Origin of the sequence: Neoroseomonas terrae, assembly GCF_018129025.1 — a bacterium.
GTDB lineage: Bacteria > Pseudomonadota > Alphaproteobacteria > Acetobacterales > Acetobacteraceae > Neoroseomonas > Neoroseomonas terrae.
In genome coordinates this window covers 63,615-78,878 of the sequence record NZ_JAAEDI010000018.1, presented here as the reverse complement: position 1 = coordinate 78,878, position 15,264 = coordinate 63,615, and the positions used below count along the sequence as shown (strand labels likewise).

Below are 15,264 nucleotides of genomic sequence, written 5' to 3'. Positions count from 1 at the left end.
CTGTCCCGCCCCCTGACAGGAGGCTCCGATGGGCAATGCGCGCTGGATTCTCGAGAAATACCTCCACCATATCGCGAACGACATCAACAACACGTCGAGCAGGTGAGCTGGAACGCTTCGCCGAGCACCAGTGGGAACTGGTACTGACGTTAGGCGGGCTACCGACTGATGCTTGTCCGAAACGCCATTCGCGGCTATCGGCGATGATGGTCCGGCGACGGGGAATCCGGCGGGTGTTTCGCAAGTTCCTGGCTGCCTTTGTCCTGGCCCTGCTGGTCGGCTGCGCGCTGCCCCCCAACACCGCGCTGCGGGACTGGGCGCAACTTGCCAGCGTGGCCGCGGACCAGCCCGAGGCCGTCCCGCCGGGCGACGCGCGGGACGGGCTGCGCGCGCAGCAGGCGGCGCTCTCCATCTACCTCTACGCTTTGTCCGTGCTGGCGCAGGAGGAGAGCATGCTGACCTTCCGCGCCGAGGCCTATGCGCCCCTGGTGCGCCGGGCCGCAGCGGGCGATGCCGCGGCGGGCGCGGCGGTCGCGCAACTCGGCCGCCTGCTGGAAGCGGCCTATGCGGCCAATCCCGTCCCGGGCGCCCGAGCCCGCAGCGCCGGCTCGCCGACCGTCATCGAGGATCTGCGCCTCCGGCCGCTCATTCGCGGCGCAGACGCGCCCGTGCAGGGCCTTGCCGCCACGCTGGCGCAGGGGACCGGCGACGATGCCTATCGGGCGGTGCTCCTCGCGATCGCCGAGGGCCACGCTCTGCTGGCCACTCGCGCCGCCGACATCCGGCAACGAGCGATGGCACGCGACATCCAGGCCCAGGAGGACCGCTTGCGCCGGCTCATGCTTTTCCTCGCACCCGACCCTGCCGTGGGGCTGCGCCGCGATCTGGCCGGGCCGGTCGGCGCCGTGGTGCAGCCGTGATGCGGCGCCCGGCTCTCCTCGCCGTGGTGCTGCTCTCGGCCTGCAACGCGCCCGACTACACGCCGGTGCGCGACTGGGCGCGCAATGCGAGCCTCGCCGCCGATTTCCCCGCCGCCCAACTGCCGCAACCGACATCCGACGATGCGCGGGCCGGCGCGATGGCGATGCGGGAGGCGCTCGCCATCTATCTGATGGCGATTGCGCGCCTGGCCGATGATGGCGTGCTGCCGTATCCGGAAGACCCGTTCGTCGCCCTCGCCGTGCAGGCCGGGCGTGCCGGCACGGGCGGGGAGCAACCGGTCGCATCGCTCGGCGCCTTCCTTCGGCGCGCCACGCGGCAGAACTGGCAGGCCCCGCGGCTGCGCGAGGCCATCACCATCAACGACCCCGCCGTGCAGGCGCTGGCGCGCGCGCTGGTGGCGACGACCGGCCCCAACGCGGCCCCCGACGACCCGCCCGCCGTCGCCGCGGCGCGCGCGCAATATGTTGCAGTCATCCAGCGCATCGGCGAGGACCACGCGCTGATGGCCGCACGTGCCGACGACATCACCGACGACGCGGTGGTGGAGCAGATCCGCGCCGCCGAGGACCGGCTGCGACGGGCCCTCTTCGCCTTACCGCGACCGACGCTGCCCGAGCGCGGGCCGCCGCTGTGAGGGTGCTGCGCCGTCTCCTCGCCGCGGCGCTCGCCTGCCTGCTGCCGTCCGTCGCCATGGCGCAGGCGGATGGCGAGCGGATCGACGCGATCCTCGGCCGGCTCGATGACATCCAGGCGCAGCTGGGCTCGCGCGGCGCCGGCGTGCTGGGCATCATGGGCTACAATGTGACGCCGGACGGCTCGGCGAACTCGTTGCAGGTCAGTCGCGGGAATGCGCGGACCGAGCTTGGATCGCAGGTGCTGACGCTCTCCCAACTCGGTGCCGGCTTCACCGTCTCGGAGAGCTTCCCGCTCTGGCTCGAGGGGTACCTTGGCTACGCGCGCTACGATCCGCGCGCGGTGTTCACCAACCTCGGGCCGCGGCGCACGCCGCTGCGGTGGAACAACCTCGCGGCGACAATCGGCGTCGGCTACGACATCCAACTCGGCGATTACCTGTGGCTTCGGCCGATCTTCAACCTGTCGGGCGGCTATGCGGCGGGCGACAGCTCGTTGTTCGGCAGCCTGGTCAACTACGCGACCGGTCGGGACATCGCGGCGCTGACCGACCGGCACGTGAATGTCTGGGGCATCGGCGGGTCGTTGATGCTGGCCTATTACGATCACCGGCCGGCGCGCGATATCGATGTCGAGCTGCGCTACACGCAGATCTACCTGCAGACCTTCGGCGACACTTTCCGGCCGGCGCGCGGCACCTCGATGGCGAAGACGCTCGGCCTGTGGGCGCGCTATCGCTGGCCGACTGGCTGGGAAGCCTTCGGCCGGCCGGTGCGCTGGGTGCTGGACGGATCCTTCACCAGCTATCTGGGTGACCAGGAGCAGGTGCTCGGCTTCAGCTGGTCGGCCAAGGTCGGTGGTGGCATCGAGATCGACGTCGGCCGCTACGAGTTCGGCGCGATGGGGCTGAACGTGTCGCGCATCCGCTTCATCGGGCGGTACTTCATCGGCGACAACGAGGTGACCGGCGCGTCCTTCGGTATCGGCGTCAGCTTCTGAGGGTTGCTGGCCTGCGAAGGGACGGTGCTGATGGAGAGGGGCTCTGCCCCTCTCCATACCTCACCCCGCCAAAGGCCGAAGGGCCTTTGGAAACCTCGATCTGGTGTCGGGCAGGGAAGAAGTTCGCAATGGCCGATCATGCTCCGTGCGCATCACCGCGGGGAGATCCGGGACGCGGCGCGACGGCATCCCACCGAACCGAATGGCCCAGCGCCAGGTGACGGTTTGCAAAGGCCTTTCGGCCTTTGCTGGGGTGAGGTCCGGAGAGGGGCAAAGCCCCTCTCTGGTCCATCGCCGCGGGCAATTTTGCCTGCGCTGCTCACACCACCCCCGCCACCCGCGCTTCGCTGATCTCCTGCGCCGTCATCCCTGCGAATTCCGCAAGGATCGCATCCGTATCCCCGCCCGGCGCCGGGATGCCGTGGCGGTATGCGGGTGGCGTCTCGGAGAGATTCAGCGGTGAGGCGAGAACGCGCACCGTCCGCCCCGCATGGTGTGGGATTTCCACGATGGTGCCGCGCGCCGCGACATGCGGGTCGGTTTCGAAATCCTGCGCCGTGTTGATGGGGCCGGAGGTGATCTTCGCGTCTTCCAGCTTCGCCAGCCATTCCGCGCGGGGCCGCGTTCTGAGCAGCGTGCGCATGCGGTCCAGAAGGGCGGCGCGGTGTTCCGCCCGGTCTCTCGCGCGCTTGAACCTCGGGTCCTCCGACCATTCGGGGTGGCCGAGTGCCGCGGCCAGGCGCACGAACTCGCGGTCGTTCAGCACGCCGATGACGAACTTCGCGTCTGATCCTTCGAACACGCCGTAGGGAACGGCGACGGGGCTGTCGTTGCCGCTGCGCGGGAAAAGCTTGCCGGCGTTCAGCCAGGACGACATGGGTGCCTGCATCAGCGACGCCATGGTCTCGAACAGGTTCACGTCGATGGACTGGCCGTCGCCTGTCGCATCGCGATGGCGGAGCGCCGCGAGGATCGAAACCGTCGCGGCGAAGCCCGTGAACATGTCCGCGACCGGCACGCCGACGCGCTGCGGTCCGCCGCCGGGTGAGCCATCGGCTTCCCCCGTCACCTCCATCAGGCCCGTCATGGCCTGGGCGACGAAGTCGTAGCCCGACCGGCCGGCATAGGGTCCGGTCTGCCCGAAGCCCGTCACCGAGCAGTAGATCAGTCGCGGATTGATGGCGCGCAGATCCTCGTAGCCGAGGCCGTAGCGCGTGAGCGTGCCGGGGCGGAAATTCTCGAGCAGGATGTCGGCGTTCGCGACCATGCGCTTCAGGATCGCCGCGCCCTCGGGCTTCGCGAAATCGACGGAGACGGATCGCTTGTTGCGGTTCAGCGTGACGAAATACGCGCTGTCATCGGTGCCCGGCACGAAGGGCGGGCCGAGCGCGCGCAGGTCGTCGCCGTCGCCGCGGCGTTCCACCTTGGCCACCTCGGCGCCGAGATCGCCCAACATCTGCCCGCAAAGCGGCCCTGCCACCACCCGGGTCAGGTCGATCACACGTAGGCCATCAAGGGCGCCGGCCATGTTTCCTCCGCTTCGAATCCGGCCGCAGGGTGGCGCAGGACGCCGGTCACGCAAAGCCTGCTGGCGCTGAGGGGCGCAGCGCGGCACGATCCGCGCAACGATATCGGGAGGAAGAACCATGTACCGCCGGACCGCCCTTGGCGCAGCCGTCGCATCGCTGCTCGCCGCGCCATCGCTGCGCGCGCAGGATCGTTTCCCGTCGCGCGCCGTGCGCGTCGTCGTTCCTTTCGCGCCGGGCGGCCCGACGGACGTCTTCGCCCGGCGCTTCGTCGACCGCTTCCAGCGTGCCCTCGGCCAGACCGTGGTGATCGAGAACAAGGCCGGCGCCGGCGGCATGCTCGGCGCGCAGGATGTCGCGCGCTCGCGCCCCGATGGCTACTCGCTGATCTTTCACGCCTCGTCGTCAGCGCTGACAAGTCCGCTCGTCTATCGTCGGCCGCTCTACGATCCCGTGAAGGATTTCGAGCAGGTCTCGCTGCTCGGAGTGGTGCCCTTCGTGCTCGCCGTCGGGCCGCAGACGGGGGCGACCAACACGGCGGAGCTGGTCGCGGCGCTGCGGGCACGGCCGGGCGCGCTGTCCTACGGGTCCTCGGGCGTCGGCACGTCGAACCATCTGTCCGCCGCGCTGTTCCTCGCGCGCGCCGGGGACCTGCGGGCCGAGCATATCCCCTATCGCGGCTCCGGCCCGGCGATCCAGGACTTGGTCGCCGGCACCACGGCGTTCCAGGTGGACACCTTCGGCACGCTGTACGAGTTGCATCGCGACCGCCGCCTCCGCATCATCGCCGTGATGCATCCCACGCGCAGTGTCGTGGACCGCGGCATCCCGACGCTCGCCGAGCAGGGCATCACCGGCGCCGAGGCGAGCACCTTCAACATCCTTGCCGCCCCCGCCGGCACGCCGCCCGAGGCCATGGCCGCGCTGTCCGACGCCACCCGCCGCGTCATGGCGGACAGCGCCTTCCAGGAGGAACTGCTGTCGATCGGCATCGAGCCCGAACCCGACACCAGCCCTCGCCGCGCCCTGACCTTCCTGGCCGGTGAATTGGAGAAGTGGCGCGTCGTCGTCCAGGCCGCGGGTGTCTCCATCGAGTGATGGACGGCCCTGCCGGGGCCGTGCTGGTCTGCCGGCCATGATCCGTGCCCTGATCCTCGCCGCCCTTGCCCTGCTGCCGCTGCGCGCCACGGCGCAGCAGGCCGGCCCGTCCTTCGACTGCCGCCAGGCCCGCGCCTGGGACGAGCGGCAGATCTGCGCGCAGGCGGACCTCGCGGAGCTTGACCGTCGCATCGCCGCGGCCTGGCGCGCGGTGACCGACCGAACCCCAACCGATCAGCGCGCCGCGCTTCAGGCCGCGCAGCGTGCCTGGCTGGGCGAGCGCCGCGGCTGCGAAGGCCCGCAAGCGCGTGAGGCGCAATCCTGCCTGCGCCGCGCCATGCGCGCCCGTGCGCGTGACCTGGAGGTGATGGCGCAGGGCGGTGCTTCGTCGACGGCGATCGCTTCGGCCCCGGACACGAAGCCCAACCTGGTCGCGCCACCGCCCCCCGCCGCGCTGCGCGCCGTTTCCTGCCCCGGCACGGCCGGCTGGGTCGCGACGCAGATCTGCGCGACGCCGGGCATGGCCGCCACGGACGCCGCCGTGGTGCGGGATGCCGAGGCCGCTCGCGCACGGCTCGCGCGGAACCCGGCGGCGCTGGCGTCCCTGGAGGCGCTGCTGACGCGCTACGTCTCGGCGCGGGAGGCCTGCGCGCGGGCGACAGGACGGCTGCCGCTCGATTGTCTTCAGGAAACGATGGAGGACGCGCAGGCGCAGATCAGGCGGGCGGGGGTGGGCTGAAAGGGACAAAGCCCCTCTCCGAACCTTTCCCACAAAGGCCGAAGGCCCTTTGGAAACCTTGATTCGTGTTGGGCAGCGCAGGGGCGGTGCCCCCCTCCGCCGACGCCATCTATCCCTTGATGCGCGCGACAGTCGCCGTCGTCGAGTTCCCGGGCAGCAATTCGGCCAGCCGCACCTCGCCGCCATATCGTTGCACGACGTCGCCGCCGACCACCTGTTCCACCGTGTAGTCCGCGCCCTTCACCAGCACGTCCGGCTTCAGCAGGCTGATCAGCTCGACCGGCGTGTCCTCGTCGAACACCGTCACGCAATCGGCCGTGGCGAGGGAGGCAAGAACGGCCGCGCGTGCCGCCTCAGACTGGATTGGCCGGGCGGCGCCCTTCAGGCGCTTCACCGAGGCATCCGAATTCAGCCCGACCACCAGCCGGTCGCACCAGGACCGCGCCTGTTCCAGCAGATGGACATGGCCGGGGTGCAGCAGGTCGAAGCAGCCATTGGTGAAGCCGACGCGCCACCCGCGGCGGCGCCAGCGTTCCACCTGCTCCAGGGCGGCGACGCGGGACATCACCTTGCGCAGGGCACCGCGCTCGGGTGTCAGGGCCTCGATCACCTCTTCCTCACGCACCACGGCGGTGCCGATCTTGCCGACCACGATGCCGGCCGCGATGTTCGCAAGCCGCGCGGCGACGGGCAGGGAAAGCCCCGCCGCCATCGACGCCGAAAGCGTCGCGACCACCGTATCCCCGGCGCCGGACACGTCATGGACCTCCGCCGCCTCGGCGGGGAAGTGGTGAACCTGCTCGCCTTCCAGCAGCGTCATCCCGTCCTCGCTGCGCGTCACCAGCACGGCCTTGAAGCCGTGAGCGGATTGAAGCGCACGCATCGCGTCAAGGATGCGCTCCTCGCTGTCCACCGGCATGCCGGTCGCGACGGAGAGCTCGGCACGGTTCGGCGTGATCACGTCGGCGCCGGCATAGCGGGCGTAGTCCCGTCCCTTCGGGTCCACGACCACAGGACGGCCTGCGGCCTGCGCGGCGTCGATCAGCTGGCGTGCCGTGTCGCCGCCCAGCACGCCCTTCCCGTAGTCGGAGAGCACGAGGACGGTCGTCGCCGCCACGGCATCGCCGGCGATCTTGATCATGCGGTCGGCGAGGCGCGGATGAATCGCCTGGATCACTTCCTGATCCGCACGCAGCATGTGCTGGCCGTTCGCGATGAAGCGGGTCTTGGTCGTCGTGTGACGGCCGCCCTGCACGAGAAGCCAGGGTTCGACCCCCGGCTGGCCGCCGATCAGACCGGTCAGGTCGCTGCCCGCCTGGTCGTCCCCCACCACTGAGACGAAGGCGACGGCCGCCCCCAGCGCGGTAAGGTTGCGCACGACGTTGCCGGCGCCGCCGGGCATCGCGACCTCCCGCTCGACCGCGAGCACCGGTACCGGCGCCTCGGGGCTGATGCGGTTGACCGCCCCGTAGACGTAACGATCCAGCATGGCATCGCCGACGACGAGGACCGAGGCACGGCGCAAGCCGCGGATGGCCTCCGCAAGCTCGGCCGCGGGGACCTCCGGCACGGGTCGGTCGGCTTGGGGCGCGGGGCCTGTCATCCGTCAGCCCCTACCCCAGGGTTGTGTTGCAACGCAAGATAACGGTCATGATCCGGCCATGGTCAGGCCCTCGATCCGTGCCGTGGGGCTGTCCGTGCCACGGCGGAACTCCAGGTCGTTGGCGGGTGTCATGTTCAGGAAGATGTCGCGCAGATTGCCCGCGATCGTGATCTCGCTGACCGGCTCGGCGAGCTGTCCGTGCCGGATCATGAAGCCCGCAGCGCCCCGACTGTAATCCCCGGTGATGCCGTTCACGCCCATCCCGATCAGGTCGGTGACGTAAAGGCCCTCAGCGATGTCCGCCATCAGCGCGGCTGGCGTCAGGTCGCCTGGTTCGAGCCAGAGGTTGGTGGCTCCCGGCGACGGCGGCCCGCCGGTGCCGCGGCTGGCATGGCCGGTCGAGGCGAGCCCGAGTTGCCGCGCGGACCGCCAGTCCAGCAGCCAGGTCTGGAGCATGCCGTCGCCTACGATGACCCGGCTTTCGCCCGGCATGCCTTCGCCGTCGAAGGGCCGGGATCGCAGGCCGCGCCGGCGGAACGGATCGTCGCGCACCACCAGGCCCCGGGCGAGCACCTGTTCCCCCATCCTGTCCTTCAGGAAGGACGTCCCGCGCGCGACGGCGGCACCGTTGATCGCACCGCTCAGATGGCCAAGCAGGCTGCCGGCGACGCGCGGATCGAACACGACCGGGATACGCGCGGTCTTCGGCCGGGTCGGATTCAGCCGGCCCACGGCCAGTTCGCCCGCCTTGCGCCCGATCGCCACCGGGTCCCCGAGGTCAGCCAGATGCACGGTGGAGGACCAGTCGTAGTCGCGCTCCATCGCCGTGCCGGCCCCGGCCACTGCGGTTGTCGAGATGGAATGCGAGGTCCGCACGAAGGAGCCGGCAAAGCCGTTCGAGCCGACCATGGCCAGTTCGTAGCGGCCCCAGCCGGCATCCGCGCCATCGGAATTGGTCACGCCGGAGACGGCCAGCGCCGCTTCCTCCGCTGCGGCAGTACGGGCGAGCAGGCCCTCGGCGGAAGGTTCCTCGGCATCAGCGAGGTCGAGGTCACGTGTCTGGGTCGACATTGCGTCGGGTAGCCCGGCGAAGGGGTCCGCCGGCACCACGCGCGCCATCGCGACGGCACGTTCGGCCAAGGTCGCAAAGCCCTTGGGATTGGCGTCGGTCGAGGAGACGATCGCCGCGCGCTGCCCGACGAAGACGCGCAGGCCGAGGTCGAAGCCCTCCGAGCGTTCCAACTGCTCGATGGCGCCGAGGCGGCGGCGGACCGAAAGCGAGGTGGAGGCGACCAGCAGCGCGTCGGCGGCATCGGCGCCGGCACGCTTGGCGGCGGCGATCAGGTCGGCAAGCGTGGTGAGGCGGTCCATCTCGTTTCCTTCGTGGGCAGGAAAAGGTCGGGGGAGGAACACCTCCCCCGAATCCCCCACCGGTTTCTATCTTTTGGAGACGGACCGCGGTGGGCGGCGCCAGAGGATAAAAAAAGGGAGGGGGTTCGGGGGAGTTCATCTGCCCCCGACCTTTACGCCGCCAGCTTCTCCATGATCGCGCCGACCGCCGGCACATTCTCCGCAGGTCCCATCGCCGCCAGTGTCGGCGCCGCGCGGAACATCGCCGCCGCGGCCTGTTGCACCTGCTCCACCGTCACCGCCGCGATCTTCGCCTTCGTCTCCTCGACCGGGATCACCCGGCCGAACACCTGCAACTGCCGGGCAAGCTGCTCGCAGCGGCTGCCGGTGCTTTCCAGCGACATCAGCAGCGATGCGCGGAGTTGCGCCTTGCCGCGGGCGAGTTCGTCCTCCGTCACGTCGCGCTGCACGGCGCGCAGTGCTTCGATCGTCACCGGCATCAGCTCGGCCGCTTCCTTCTCGCCGGTGCCGGCGTAGATCTGGAACAACCCGCCGTCGCGGAAGGGCGAGGCGAAGGAATAGATCGAATAGACCAGGCCGCGCTTCTCACGGATCTCCTGAAACAGCCGCGAGGACATGCCGCCGCCGAGCAGCGTCGACAGAAGCTGCGTCGGATAGTGCAGCGGATCGCCATGCTTCACGGAAGGGAAGCCAAGGACGATGTGCACCTGGTCCAGCTCGCGCGCCTCGCGGAACTCCCCCCCGCCGTAGCGTGCCGCCTCGGCGACGGCACTGTCCGTCGTGGGAAGGTCGGCGAAATGGGTGCGGACCATCTCGAGCAGCGCATCGTGCTGGAGCGCGCCGGCCGCCGCGATGACCATCTGCTGCGGGCCGTAGTGGCTGCGCATGTAGCCGGTCAGCGCATCGCGGGACATCGCCTTGATCGTGTCCTCGGTGCCGAGAACGGGGCGGCCCATCGCCTGCGACGGGAAGGCCGTCTCCTGGAAATGGTCGAACACGATGTCGTCCGGCGTGTCGTTGGCCTGGCCGATTTCCTGGAGGATCACGCCGCGCTCGCGCTCGATCTCCTCGGGGATGAAGGTGGAATGCGTCAGGATGTCGCCGATGATGTCGACGGCGAGGGCCGTATCCTCCTTCAGCACCTTGGCGTAGAAGGCGGTCTGCTCGCGCGAGGTATAGGCGTTCAGATGGCCGCCGACATTCTCGATCTCGCGGGAGATGGCGGCCGCGTCGCGGCGCGCCGTGCCCTTGAAGGCCATGTGTTCGAGGAAGTGGGAGACGCCGTTCACCTCCGGCGCCTCGTGCCGCGTGCCGACGCCGATATAGGCGCCGACCGAGACGGTCTCGACGCGGGGCATGGTCTCGGAGACGACGGTCAGGCCGGAGGGCAGGCGGGTAACGCGGACGGCATCGGTCTGGGACAAGGGCGGGGTCCTGGCGGAATGGGCGATGTAAGCCGACTTATGTAGTCGTTCCTGCTCCATTGCACACCGCCCCCATCAACCGGGGCTGCGGCCGCCCGCGGCGGCCGGTGGCTGGCGCATTCCTGGTTGACGCCGGAACGGCACCGACCATAGCCCGGCCGGCGGAGGTGTGGGCCGGCGCCGTTCGACCGAGTGGTGCTTTAAGCGGCGTTGCGCCGGGCATGGGCGCGCACCGCCGTCTCGACCGCACGGAGGTCGTCCGGCAGCACGTCGAAGCGCTCCTCCCGGTTGTGGAGGTCGTGGAGGCGGGCGGGCAGGGGCGGCCTGATTCCCGTGGCGCGTTCCACGGCATCGGGGAACTTGGCCGGATGCGCAGTGGCGGCGACGATGACAGGCACGGCAGGGTCCGCCGGCGGCAGGGCGCGGGCGGCAGCGGTGCCGACGGCAGTGTGCGGGTCCGCCAGGTAGCCGGCCTTCGTCCACAGGTGACGGATCTCGGCCAGAGTTCCTTCGTCATCCAGCGTGAAGCCGCGGAACAGGGCAGTCGCCTGCTTCCAGGCCGCATGCGGGATGGGCATCCGGCCTTCGCTGCGGAAGCGCGTCATGGTCTGCGCCGTCGCGGCGGCATCGCGGTCGAGTAGCTCGAACAGCAGCCGCTCGAAATTCGACGACACCTGGATGTCCATGGACGGGGAGAGGGAGGGCTCCACCGGCTTCGCTGACATGTCGTTGGCGGCGAGGAAGCGCGCGAGGATGTCGTTGCGGTTCGACCCGATGACGAAGCCGCTGATCGGCAGCCCCATCCGCCGCGCCGCCCAGGCCGCCAGCACATTGCCGAAATTGCCGGTGGGGACGGAGACCGCAACCTCCCGGTCCGGCGCACCGAGCGCCAGCGCCGCGGCGACGTAATACGGGATTTGTGCCGCGATGCGGGCCCAGTTGATCGAGTTCACCGCGGACAGCCGCATCTCGGCGCGGAAGGGCGCGTCGTTGAACATCGCCTTCACGAGGTCCTGGCAGGCGTCGAAATCGCCCTGGATCGCGATGTTCTTCACGTTCGGCGCCAGCACCGTCGTCATCTGCCGCCGCTGCACATCGCTGGTGCGGTTTTCCGGATGCAGGATGACGATGTCGACCGCCGCGCGGTCGCGGCATGCCTCAATGGCGGCCGAGCCGGTGTCGCCCGAGGTTGCGCCGACGATCGTGACGCGTTCTCCGCGCTTCTCCAGCACATGGTCGAACATGCGCCCCAGGAGTTGCAGCGCCATGTCCTTGAAGGCGAGCGTCGGGCCGTGGAACAGCTCCAGCGCGAAGGTCCTGTGGTCGAGCTGGACCAGGGGCACGACGGCCGGGTGGCCGAAGCCGGCATAGGCATCGCGGGACATCGCCTCGATCGGCATGTCATCGGCGCCGAACAGCCCCAGGATCCGGGCGGCGAGATCCGGATAGGGCAGGCCGCGCAGAGCGCGCCATTCGGCCGTCGTGAGCTCCGGCCAGGATTCCGGGACGAAAAGGCCGCCATCCTCGGCGAGGCCCGCCAGCAGGACAGCTTCGAAGTCGCGAGGGGCAGCCTGCCCGCGGGTGGAGACGTAGCGCATGGGGCAGCAATACCGCCGGCGGGCGGGAACCGCGAGGGGGGGCAGCTTGGCGAGAGCGCGGCCTGCCGGCGCCGGGATCGGGGGCGTTCCGGCTGAGGCGAGCCATCCGGTTCCGACCGGCGGGGTGACGTCCTATCCTGGCCCCGAACCTCGCCTGGCCCGGAGTACTGAACTTTGCGCGTCGTCCTGCTTGGCAACTGCCAGGTCCCTATCCTCGCAGAGGCGCTGCGGCTGGCGACCCCCGGGATCGAGATCACGCGGGCGCTGGAGATCTACCGCCTGGCACCGGGGCAGGCGCCGGAGGCCGAGCGCGCCACCGAGGCGGCTGAGACCCAGCGGGCCATCGAGGCGGCGGACCTGATCCTGACCCAGCGCATCATGCCGGTGGCGGCGACGCGCTACGACCTGCCCCTCCTGGCGACGCAGACGCTCAGGGCGCTCCGGCCGGATCGCGTGGTCGTCTTCCCGACGCTGAACTTTACAGGCTTCACCCCGGATGTGCGCCATCTCCGACGGGACAACGGGCCGATCCTGGCCGGGCCGCTCGGGAATTATCACTATGACCGGGTCCTGTCGGCATACCGGCAAGGCGTGCCGGCCACGGAGGCGACGAGGCTGCTCGACGGCGAAACACTACTCGACGCGATGCCCGACCCCTTCGCCGTCGCGCTCGAACAGCTGCGGATGCGGGAGGTGGCGGTGGATGTCACCATCAGCGACCTTGTCGCGGACATCACCACCCGGCACCGGCATTTCCACACGCCCGGCCATCCTTCGAACCTGCTGCTGCTGCATATGGCGATGCGAATCGCGGCGCGCGCCGGGCTGCCCTTCGACGCGGGTGCGGCCGGTGGCGTGAAGACCGCGCTCCATGACATAGACCTGCCCGGCTATCCTGCGATCCTGCGGCACTATGGGCTGCCGCCGGAACCTCGCCCGACCTTCCGGGGCACCCAGGTGGTCGATGCCAGCCCGCGGGGCGTGAAGCATCAGGGCGTAGTGCTCTACGAACCCTTGCCGTTGGTCGAGGCCTTCTACCGCGTATACGACGCCGTCGGTCCGCTGCCCGGACCGAGCTGGCCGCCGGTACCGCCCCGCCGTCAGCCGCCGAGGTAGCGCCGCGCCAGGTGCTCGGTGAAATCCGCCGGGTCGAGCGGTTTGCCCGTCGCCGCCCGCAGCAGGTCCTGGAAGCCGAGCAGCGAGCCCTTGCCGTGCACATTCGTGCGCAGCCAGCCGAGCAGCGGCGCCATGTCGCCTTGGCCGAGCGCCTCGTCGAGCCCCGGCACCGCCGCCCGCGCCGCCTTCATGAGCTGCGCCGCCGCCATGGCGCCGAGCGTGTAGGAGGGGAAGTAGCCGAAGGCGCCGTCATGCCAGTGGATGTCCTGGAGGCAGCCGCGCGCATCATCCGGCGGGGTGATGCCGAGCATCCGCTGCATGCCCTCGTTCCAGGCGCCCGGGAGGTCGGCGACGTCGAGAGCGCCGCCGATCAGCGCGCGTTCCAGCCGGAAGCGGAGGATGACGTGGGCGGGGTAGGTGATCTCATCGGCATCGACGCGGATGAAGCCCCGCGAGACATGCCGCCACAGCCCTGCGAGGTTCGCCGCCCCGTAGGGCGCGGCCGGCCCGCCGAAGGCGGCGCGCAACTCGCCGCCGAGAAAGCCGAGGAAGGCGTCTGACCGGCAAGCCTGCATCTCGACGATCAGGGATTGCGATTCATGCGCCGCCATGCCGGCCGCATCGCCCACCGGCTGCCGCGCCCAGGCCTCGGGCAGGCCGCGCTCGTACAGCCCGTGGCCGGTCTCATGCAGCACGCCGAGCAGCGCCTTGGACACGTCGCGCTCGTCATAGAAGGTGGTCAGCCGCACATCCTGCGGCGTGCCGCCGCAGAAGGGGTGCAGGGACTCGTCGAGCCGCGCATGCTCGTAGTCGAGCCCGATGCGTTCCGACAGTGAGCGGCAGAGCCGGCGCTGAATCTCGACCGGGAAGGGGCCGGGCAGCGGGATGGGGGCGGGCCGCGCCGCCTGGATCGCTTCAGCCCGTGGCAGGGCGTCGGCCAGGAAGGCTTCGTAGGCCGCGAAGACCGGCTCGACATCGGCGGCCGTGACGCCGCGCTGGTAGCCGTCCATCAGGGCGTCGTAAGGGTCCATGCCGAGGGCGCCGGCGAGCGCCTGCGCCGTTTCGCGCTGGAGGCGCACCACTTCGGTGAGCGCGGGGCGGACCATGGCGAAGTCGGCCCGCGCCTTGGCCTCCCGCCAGATCTTCTCGCAGGCGGAATTGGCGAGGGCGGTGGCCTCGACGAGGTCGGTCGGCAACGCGGTGGCGCGCGCATGGATGCGGGCCATCAGGGCGAGGTTGGCTTCCTGCCACGCGCCCTCGGCCCGTGCGATCTCGAGGTCTTCCTCGACAACCGGCGCCGTCAGCAATTCGTGTGACAGGCCGGCGAGGGCGGCGAGCTGCTCCCCGCGCGAGGCGCCGCCGCCCGGCGGCATCATGGCGCTGGCATCCCAATGCAGCATGCCCGCGGCCTCACCCAGCGCGGCGATGCGCGCGAAGCGGGCCTTCAGGCGGTCGAGCGCGGCATTGGGCATCAGTTCTTCTCCTTGAGGCGGCGGCGGGCCCAGACGGCGAATACGCCGACCAGCGCAACCGCCAAGCCGTACCAGGTGATGACATAGCCGAGGTGGTTGTTGGTCGGCCGCGGCAGGCGCTGCGTGGGTTCCGGCAGGCCGTCGACCGGCCCCATCGCGACCAGCCCCCAGGGCGCCACGCGCGGGAGGCCAAGCGCGGCGCCGATCACTGCCGGATCGAAGGTGTAGAAGCGCCGGCCGGGAACGTCGTCGTTGGCGGAGAAAAGCCCGGCCGTCTCGCCGGGGCGGACCCAGCCGGTGACGGTCACCTCGCCTTCCGGATGGCTGATCGGGCGGGTGGGCTCGTAGGGCACCCAGCCGCGATCGACCAGCACCGGCACGGCACCGTTGCGCAGCAGGGGCGTGACCAGCCGGCCACCGAGGGTGGTGCCACGCAGTTCGAGTTCCAGCAGGGCTTCCCGCCCATGGTCGAAGCGGCCGGTCAGGGAGACCTTGCTGTAGGCGGCGGGCGTGTCGCCGGCGGGCTGCGCGGGGGCGGCCTCCGTCTCGGCGAAGCGTTCCAGCAGCTCGGTCTTCCACAGCAGGCGCTGCACCTGCCAGGTGCCGAGGCCAAGCAGCGCCAGCAACGCCGGCAGCATCACCAGCACCGGCAGCACCAGCCGGCGCCAGGCGCCGGGACGGGGTGGGGGGGAGGCAGGGCTTGTGGGCATCTCGGGGCGCTATATGGCCTCCCCGGGCCGGCC

General features: G+C 70.4%; 13 protein-coding genes. 6 read left to right on the top strand and 7 right to left on the bottom strand.

All coding sequences use genetic code 11. The features are described 5' to 3' along the window. The first annotated feature begins 233 nt into the window (after positions 1 to 233). The 3 genes from GXW78_RS17340 to GXW78_RS17330 are packed head-to-tail and all read left to right on the top strand — an operon-like array spanning position 234 to position 2,574. On the top strand, positions 234 to 920 hold the full coding sequence (locus GXW78_RS17340; protein ID WP_211870099.1) for a hypothetical protein: 687 nt from the start codon (positions 234 to 236) through the stop codon (positions 918 to 920). Next, positions 917 to 1,576, top strand: coding sequence for a hypothetical protein (locus tag GXW78_RS17335; protein WP_211870098.1), 660 nt, complete (start codon positions 917 to 919; stop codon positions 1,574 to 1,576). The genes GXW78_RS17340 and GXW78_RS17335 overlap by 4 nt, the downstream gene beginning before the upstream one ends. Positions 1,577 to 1,578: 2 nt before the next feature. Next, positions 1,579 to 2,574 carry a hypothetical protein gene (locus GXW78_RS17330; RefSeq protein WP_211870097.1) on the top strand — a complete coding sequence of 332 codons (996 nt, stop codon included), beginning with the start codon at positions 1,579 to 1,581 and terminating at the stop codon, positions 2,572 to 2,574. A gap of 319 nt (positions 2,575 to 2,893) precedes the next feature. Here the strand turns inward: GXW78_RS17330 and GXW78_RS17325 are convergent, their stop codons facing one another. Further along, positions 2,894 to 4,102 carry a CaiB/BaiF CoA transferase family protein gene (locus tag GXW78_RS17325; protein ID WP_211870096.1) on the bottom strand — a complete coding sequence of 403 codons (1,209 nt, stop codon included), beginning with the start codon at positions 4,100 to 4,102 and terminating at the stop codon, positions 2,894 to 2,896. 118 nt (positions 4,103 to 4,220) lie between these two features. Here GXW78_RS17325 and GXW78_RS17320 point away from each other — a divergent pair, with 118 nt between their 5' ends. Further along, positions 4,221 to 5,198 carry a Bug family tripartite tricarboxylate transporter substrate binding protein gene (locus tag GXW78_RS17320; RefSeq protein WP_211870095.1) on the top strand — a complete coding sequence of 326 codons (978 nt, stop codon included), beginning with the start codon at positions 4,221 to 4,223 and terminating at the stop codon, positions 5,196 to 5,198. Between the two features lie 37 nt (positions 5,199 to 5,235). Then, positions 5,236 to 5,937 (top strand): lysozyme inhibitor LprI family protein, encoded by a 702-nt coding sequence (locus GXW78_RS17315; RefSeq protein WP_211870094.1) that lies wholly within the window; start codon positions 5,236 to 5,238, stop codon positions 5,935 to 5,937. Between the two features lie 109 nt (positions 5,938 to 6,046). Here GXW78_RS17315 and rfaE1 read toward each other — a convergent pair whose 3' ends face one another. From rfaE1 to thrC, 4 genes are all read right to left on the bottom strand, one after another. Beyond that, the gene (rfaE1, locus tag GXW78_RS17310) at positions 6,047 to 7,540 is read right to left on the bottom strand and encodes a D-glycero-beta-D-manno-heptose-7-phosphate kinase (RefSeq protein ID WP_211870093.1); all 1,494 of its coding nucleotides are present in this window, start codon (positions 7,538 to 7,540) and stop codon (positions 6,047 to 6,049) included. Positions 7,541 to 7,585: 45 nt separating this feature from the next. Next, positions 7,586 to 8,911: a TldD/PmbA family protein gene (locus GXW78_RS17305; RefSeq protein WP_211870092.1), complete on the bottom strand. Its 1,326-nt coding sequence runs from the start codon at positions 8,909 to 8,911 to the stop codon at positions 7,586 to 7,588. Positions 8,912 to 9,063: 152 nt separating this feature from the next. After that, a complete protein-coding gene (locus tag GXW78_RS17300; RefSeq protein WP_272876864.1) occupies positions 9,064 to 10,335 on the bottom strand; it encodes a M16 family metallopeptidase in 1,272 nt (423 codons plus the stop codon). Positions 10,336 to 10,535: 200 nt separating this feature from the next. Continuing rightward, positions 10,536 to 11,933, bottom strand: coding sequence for a threonine synthase (gene thrC / locus GXW78_RS17295; protein ID WP_211870090.1), 1,398 nt, complete (start codon positions 11,931 to 11,933; stop codon positions 10,536 to 10,538). A 174-nt stretch (positions 11,934 to 12,107) separates the two neighbouring features. On the opposite strand from thrC, the gene GXW78_RS17290 reads away from it, so the two are divergent. Further along, positions 12,108 to 13,049 carry a WcbI family polysaccharide biosynthesis putative acetyltransferase gene (locus GXW78_RS17290; protein ID WP_211870089.1) on the top strand — a complete coding sequence of 314 codons (942 nt, stop codon included), beginning with the start codon at positions 12,108 to 12,110 and terminating at the stop codon, positions 13,047 to 13,049. Here the strand turns inward: GXW78_RS17290 and GXW78_RS17285 are convergent. Together GXW78_RS17285 and GXW78_RS17280 are read right to left on the bottom strand one after the other, a co-directional pair. Continuing rightward, positions 13,034 to 14,521 carry a carboxypeptidase M32 gene (locus GXW78_RS17285; protein WP_211870088.1) on the bottom strand — a complete coding sequence of 496 codons (1,488 nt, stop codon included), beginning with the start codon at positions 14,519 to 14,521 and terminating at the stop codon, positions 13,034 to 13,036. The genes GXW78_RS17290 and GXW78_RS17285 overlap by 16 nt on opposite strands. Further along, positions 14,521 to 15,231: an SURF1 family protein gene (locus tag GXW78_RS17280; RefSeq protein ID WP_211870087.1), complete on the bottom strand. Its 711-nt coding sequence runs from the start codon at positions 15,229 to 15,231 to the stop codon at positions 14,521 to 14,523. The genes GXW78_RS17285 and GXW78_RS17280 overlap by 1 nt, the downstream gene beginning before the upstream one ends. Between the last annotated feature and the right edge of the window lie 33 nt (positions 15,232 to 15,264).

Bases quoted from the DNA above. Each gene is read 5' to 3' on its own strand.
- GXW78_RS17320 (WP_211870095.1), top strand. From the start codon at position 4,221: ATGTACCGCCGGACCGCCCTTGGCGCAGCCGTCGCATCGCTGCTCGCC.
- GXW78_RS17325 (WP_211870096.1), bottom strand. From the start codon at position 4,102: ATGGCCGGCGCCCTTGATGGCCTACGTGTGATCGACCTGACCCGGGTG.
- GXW78_RS17285 (WP_211870088.1), bottom strand. From the start codon at position 14,521: ATGCCCAATGCCGCGCTCGACCGCCTGAAGGCCCGCTTCGCGCGCATC.
- rfaE1 (WP_211870093.1), bottom strand. From the start codon at position 7,540: ATGACAGGCCCCGCGCCCCAAGCCGACCGACCCGTGCCGGAGGTCCCC.
- GXW78_RS17315 (WP_211870094.1), top strand. From the start codon at position 5,236: ATGATCCGTGCCCTGATCCTCGCCGCCCTTGCCCTGCTGCCGCTGCGC.
- GXW78_RS17280 (WP_211870087.1), bottom strand. From the start codon at position 15,231: ATGCCCACAAGCCCTGCCTCCCCCCCACCCCGTCCCGGCGCCTGGCGC.
- thrC (WP_211870090.1), bottom strand. From the start codon at position 11,933: ATGCGCTACGTCTCCACCCGCGGGCAGGCTGCCCCTCGCGACTTCGAA.
- GXW78_RS17305 (WP_211870092.1), bottom strand. From the start codon at position 8,911: ATGGACCGCCTCACCACGCTTGCCGACCTGATCGCCGCCGCCAAGCGT.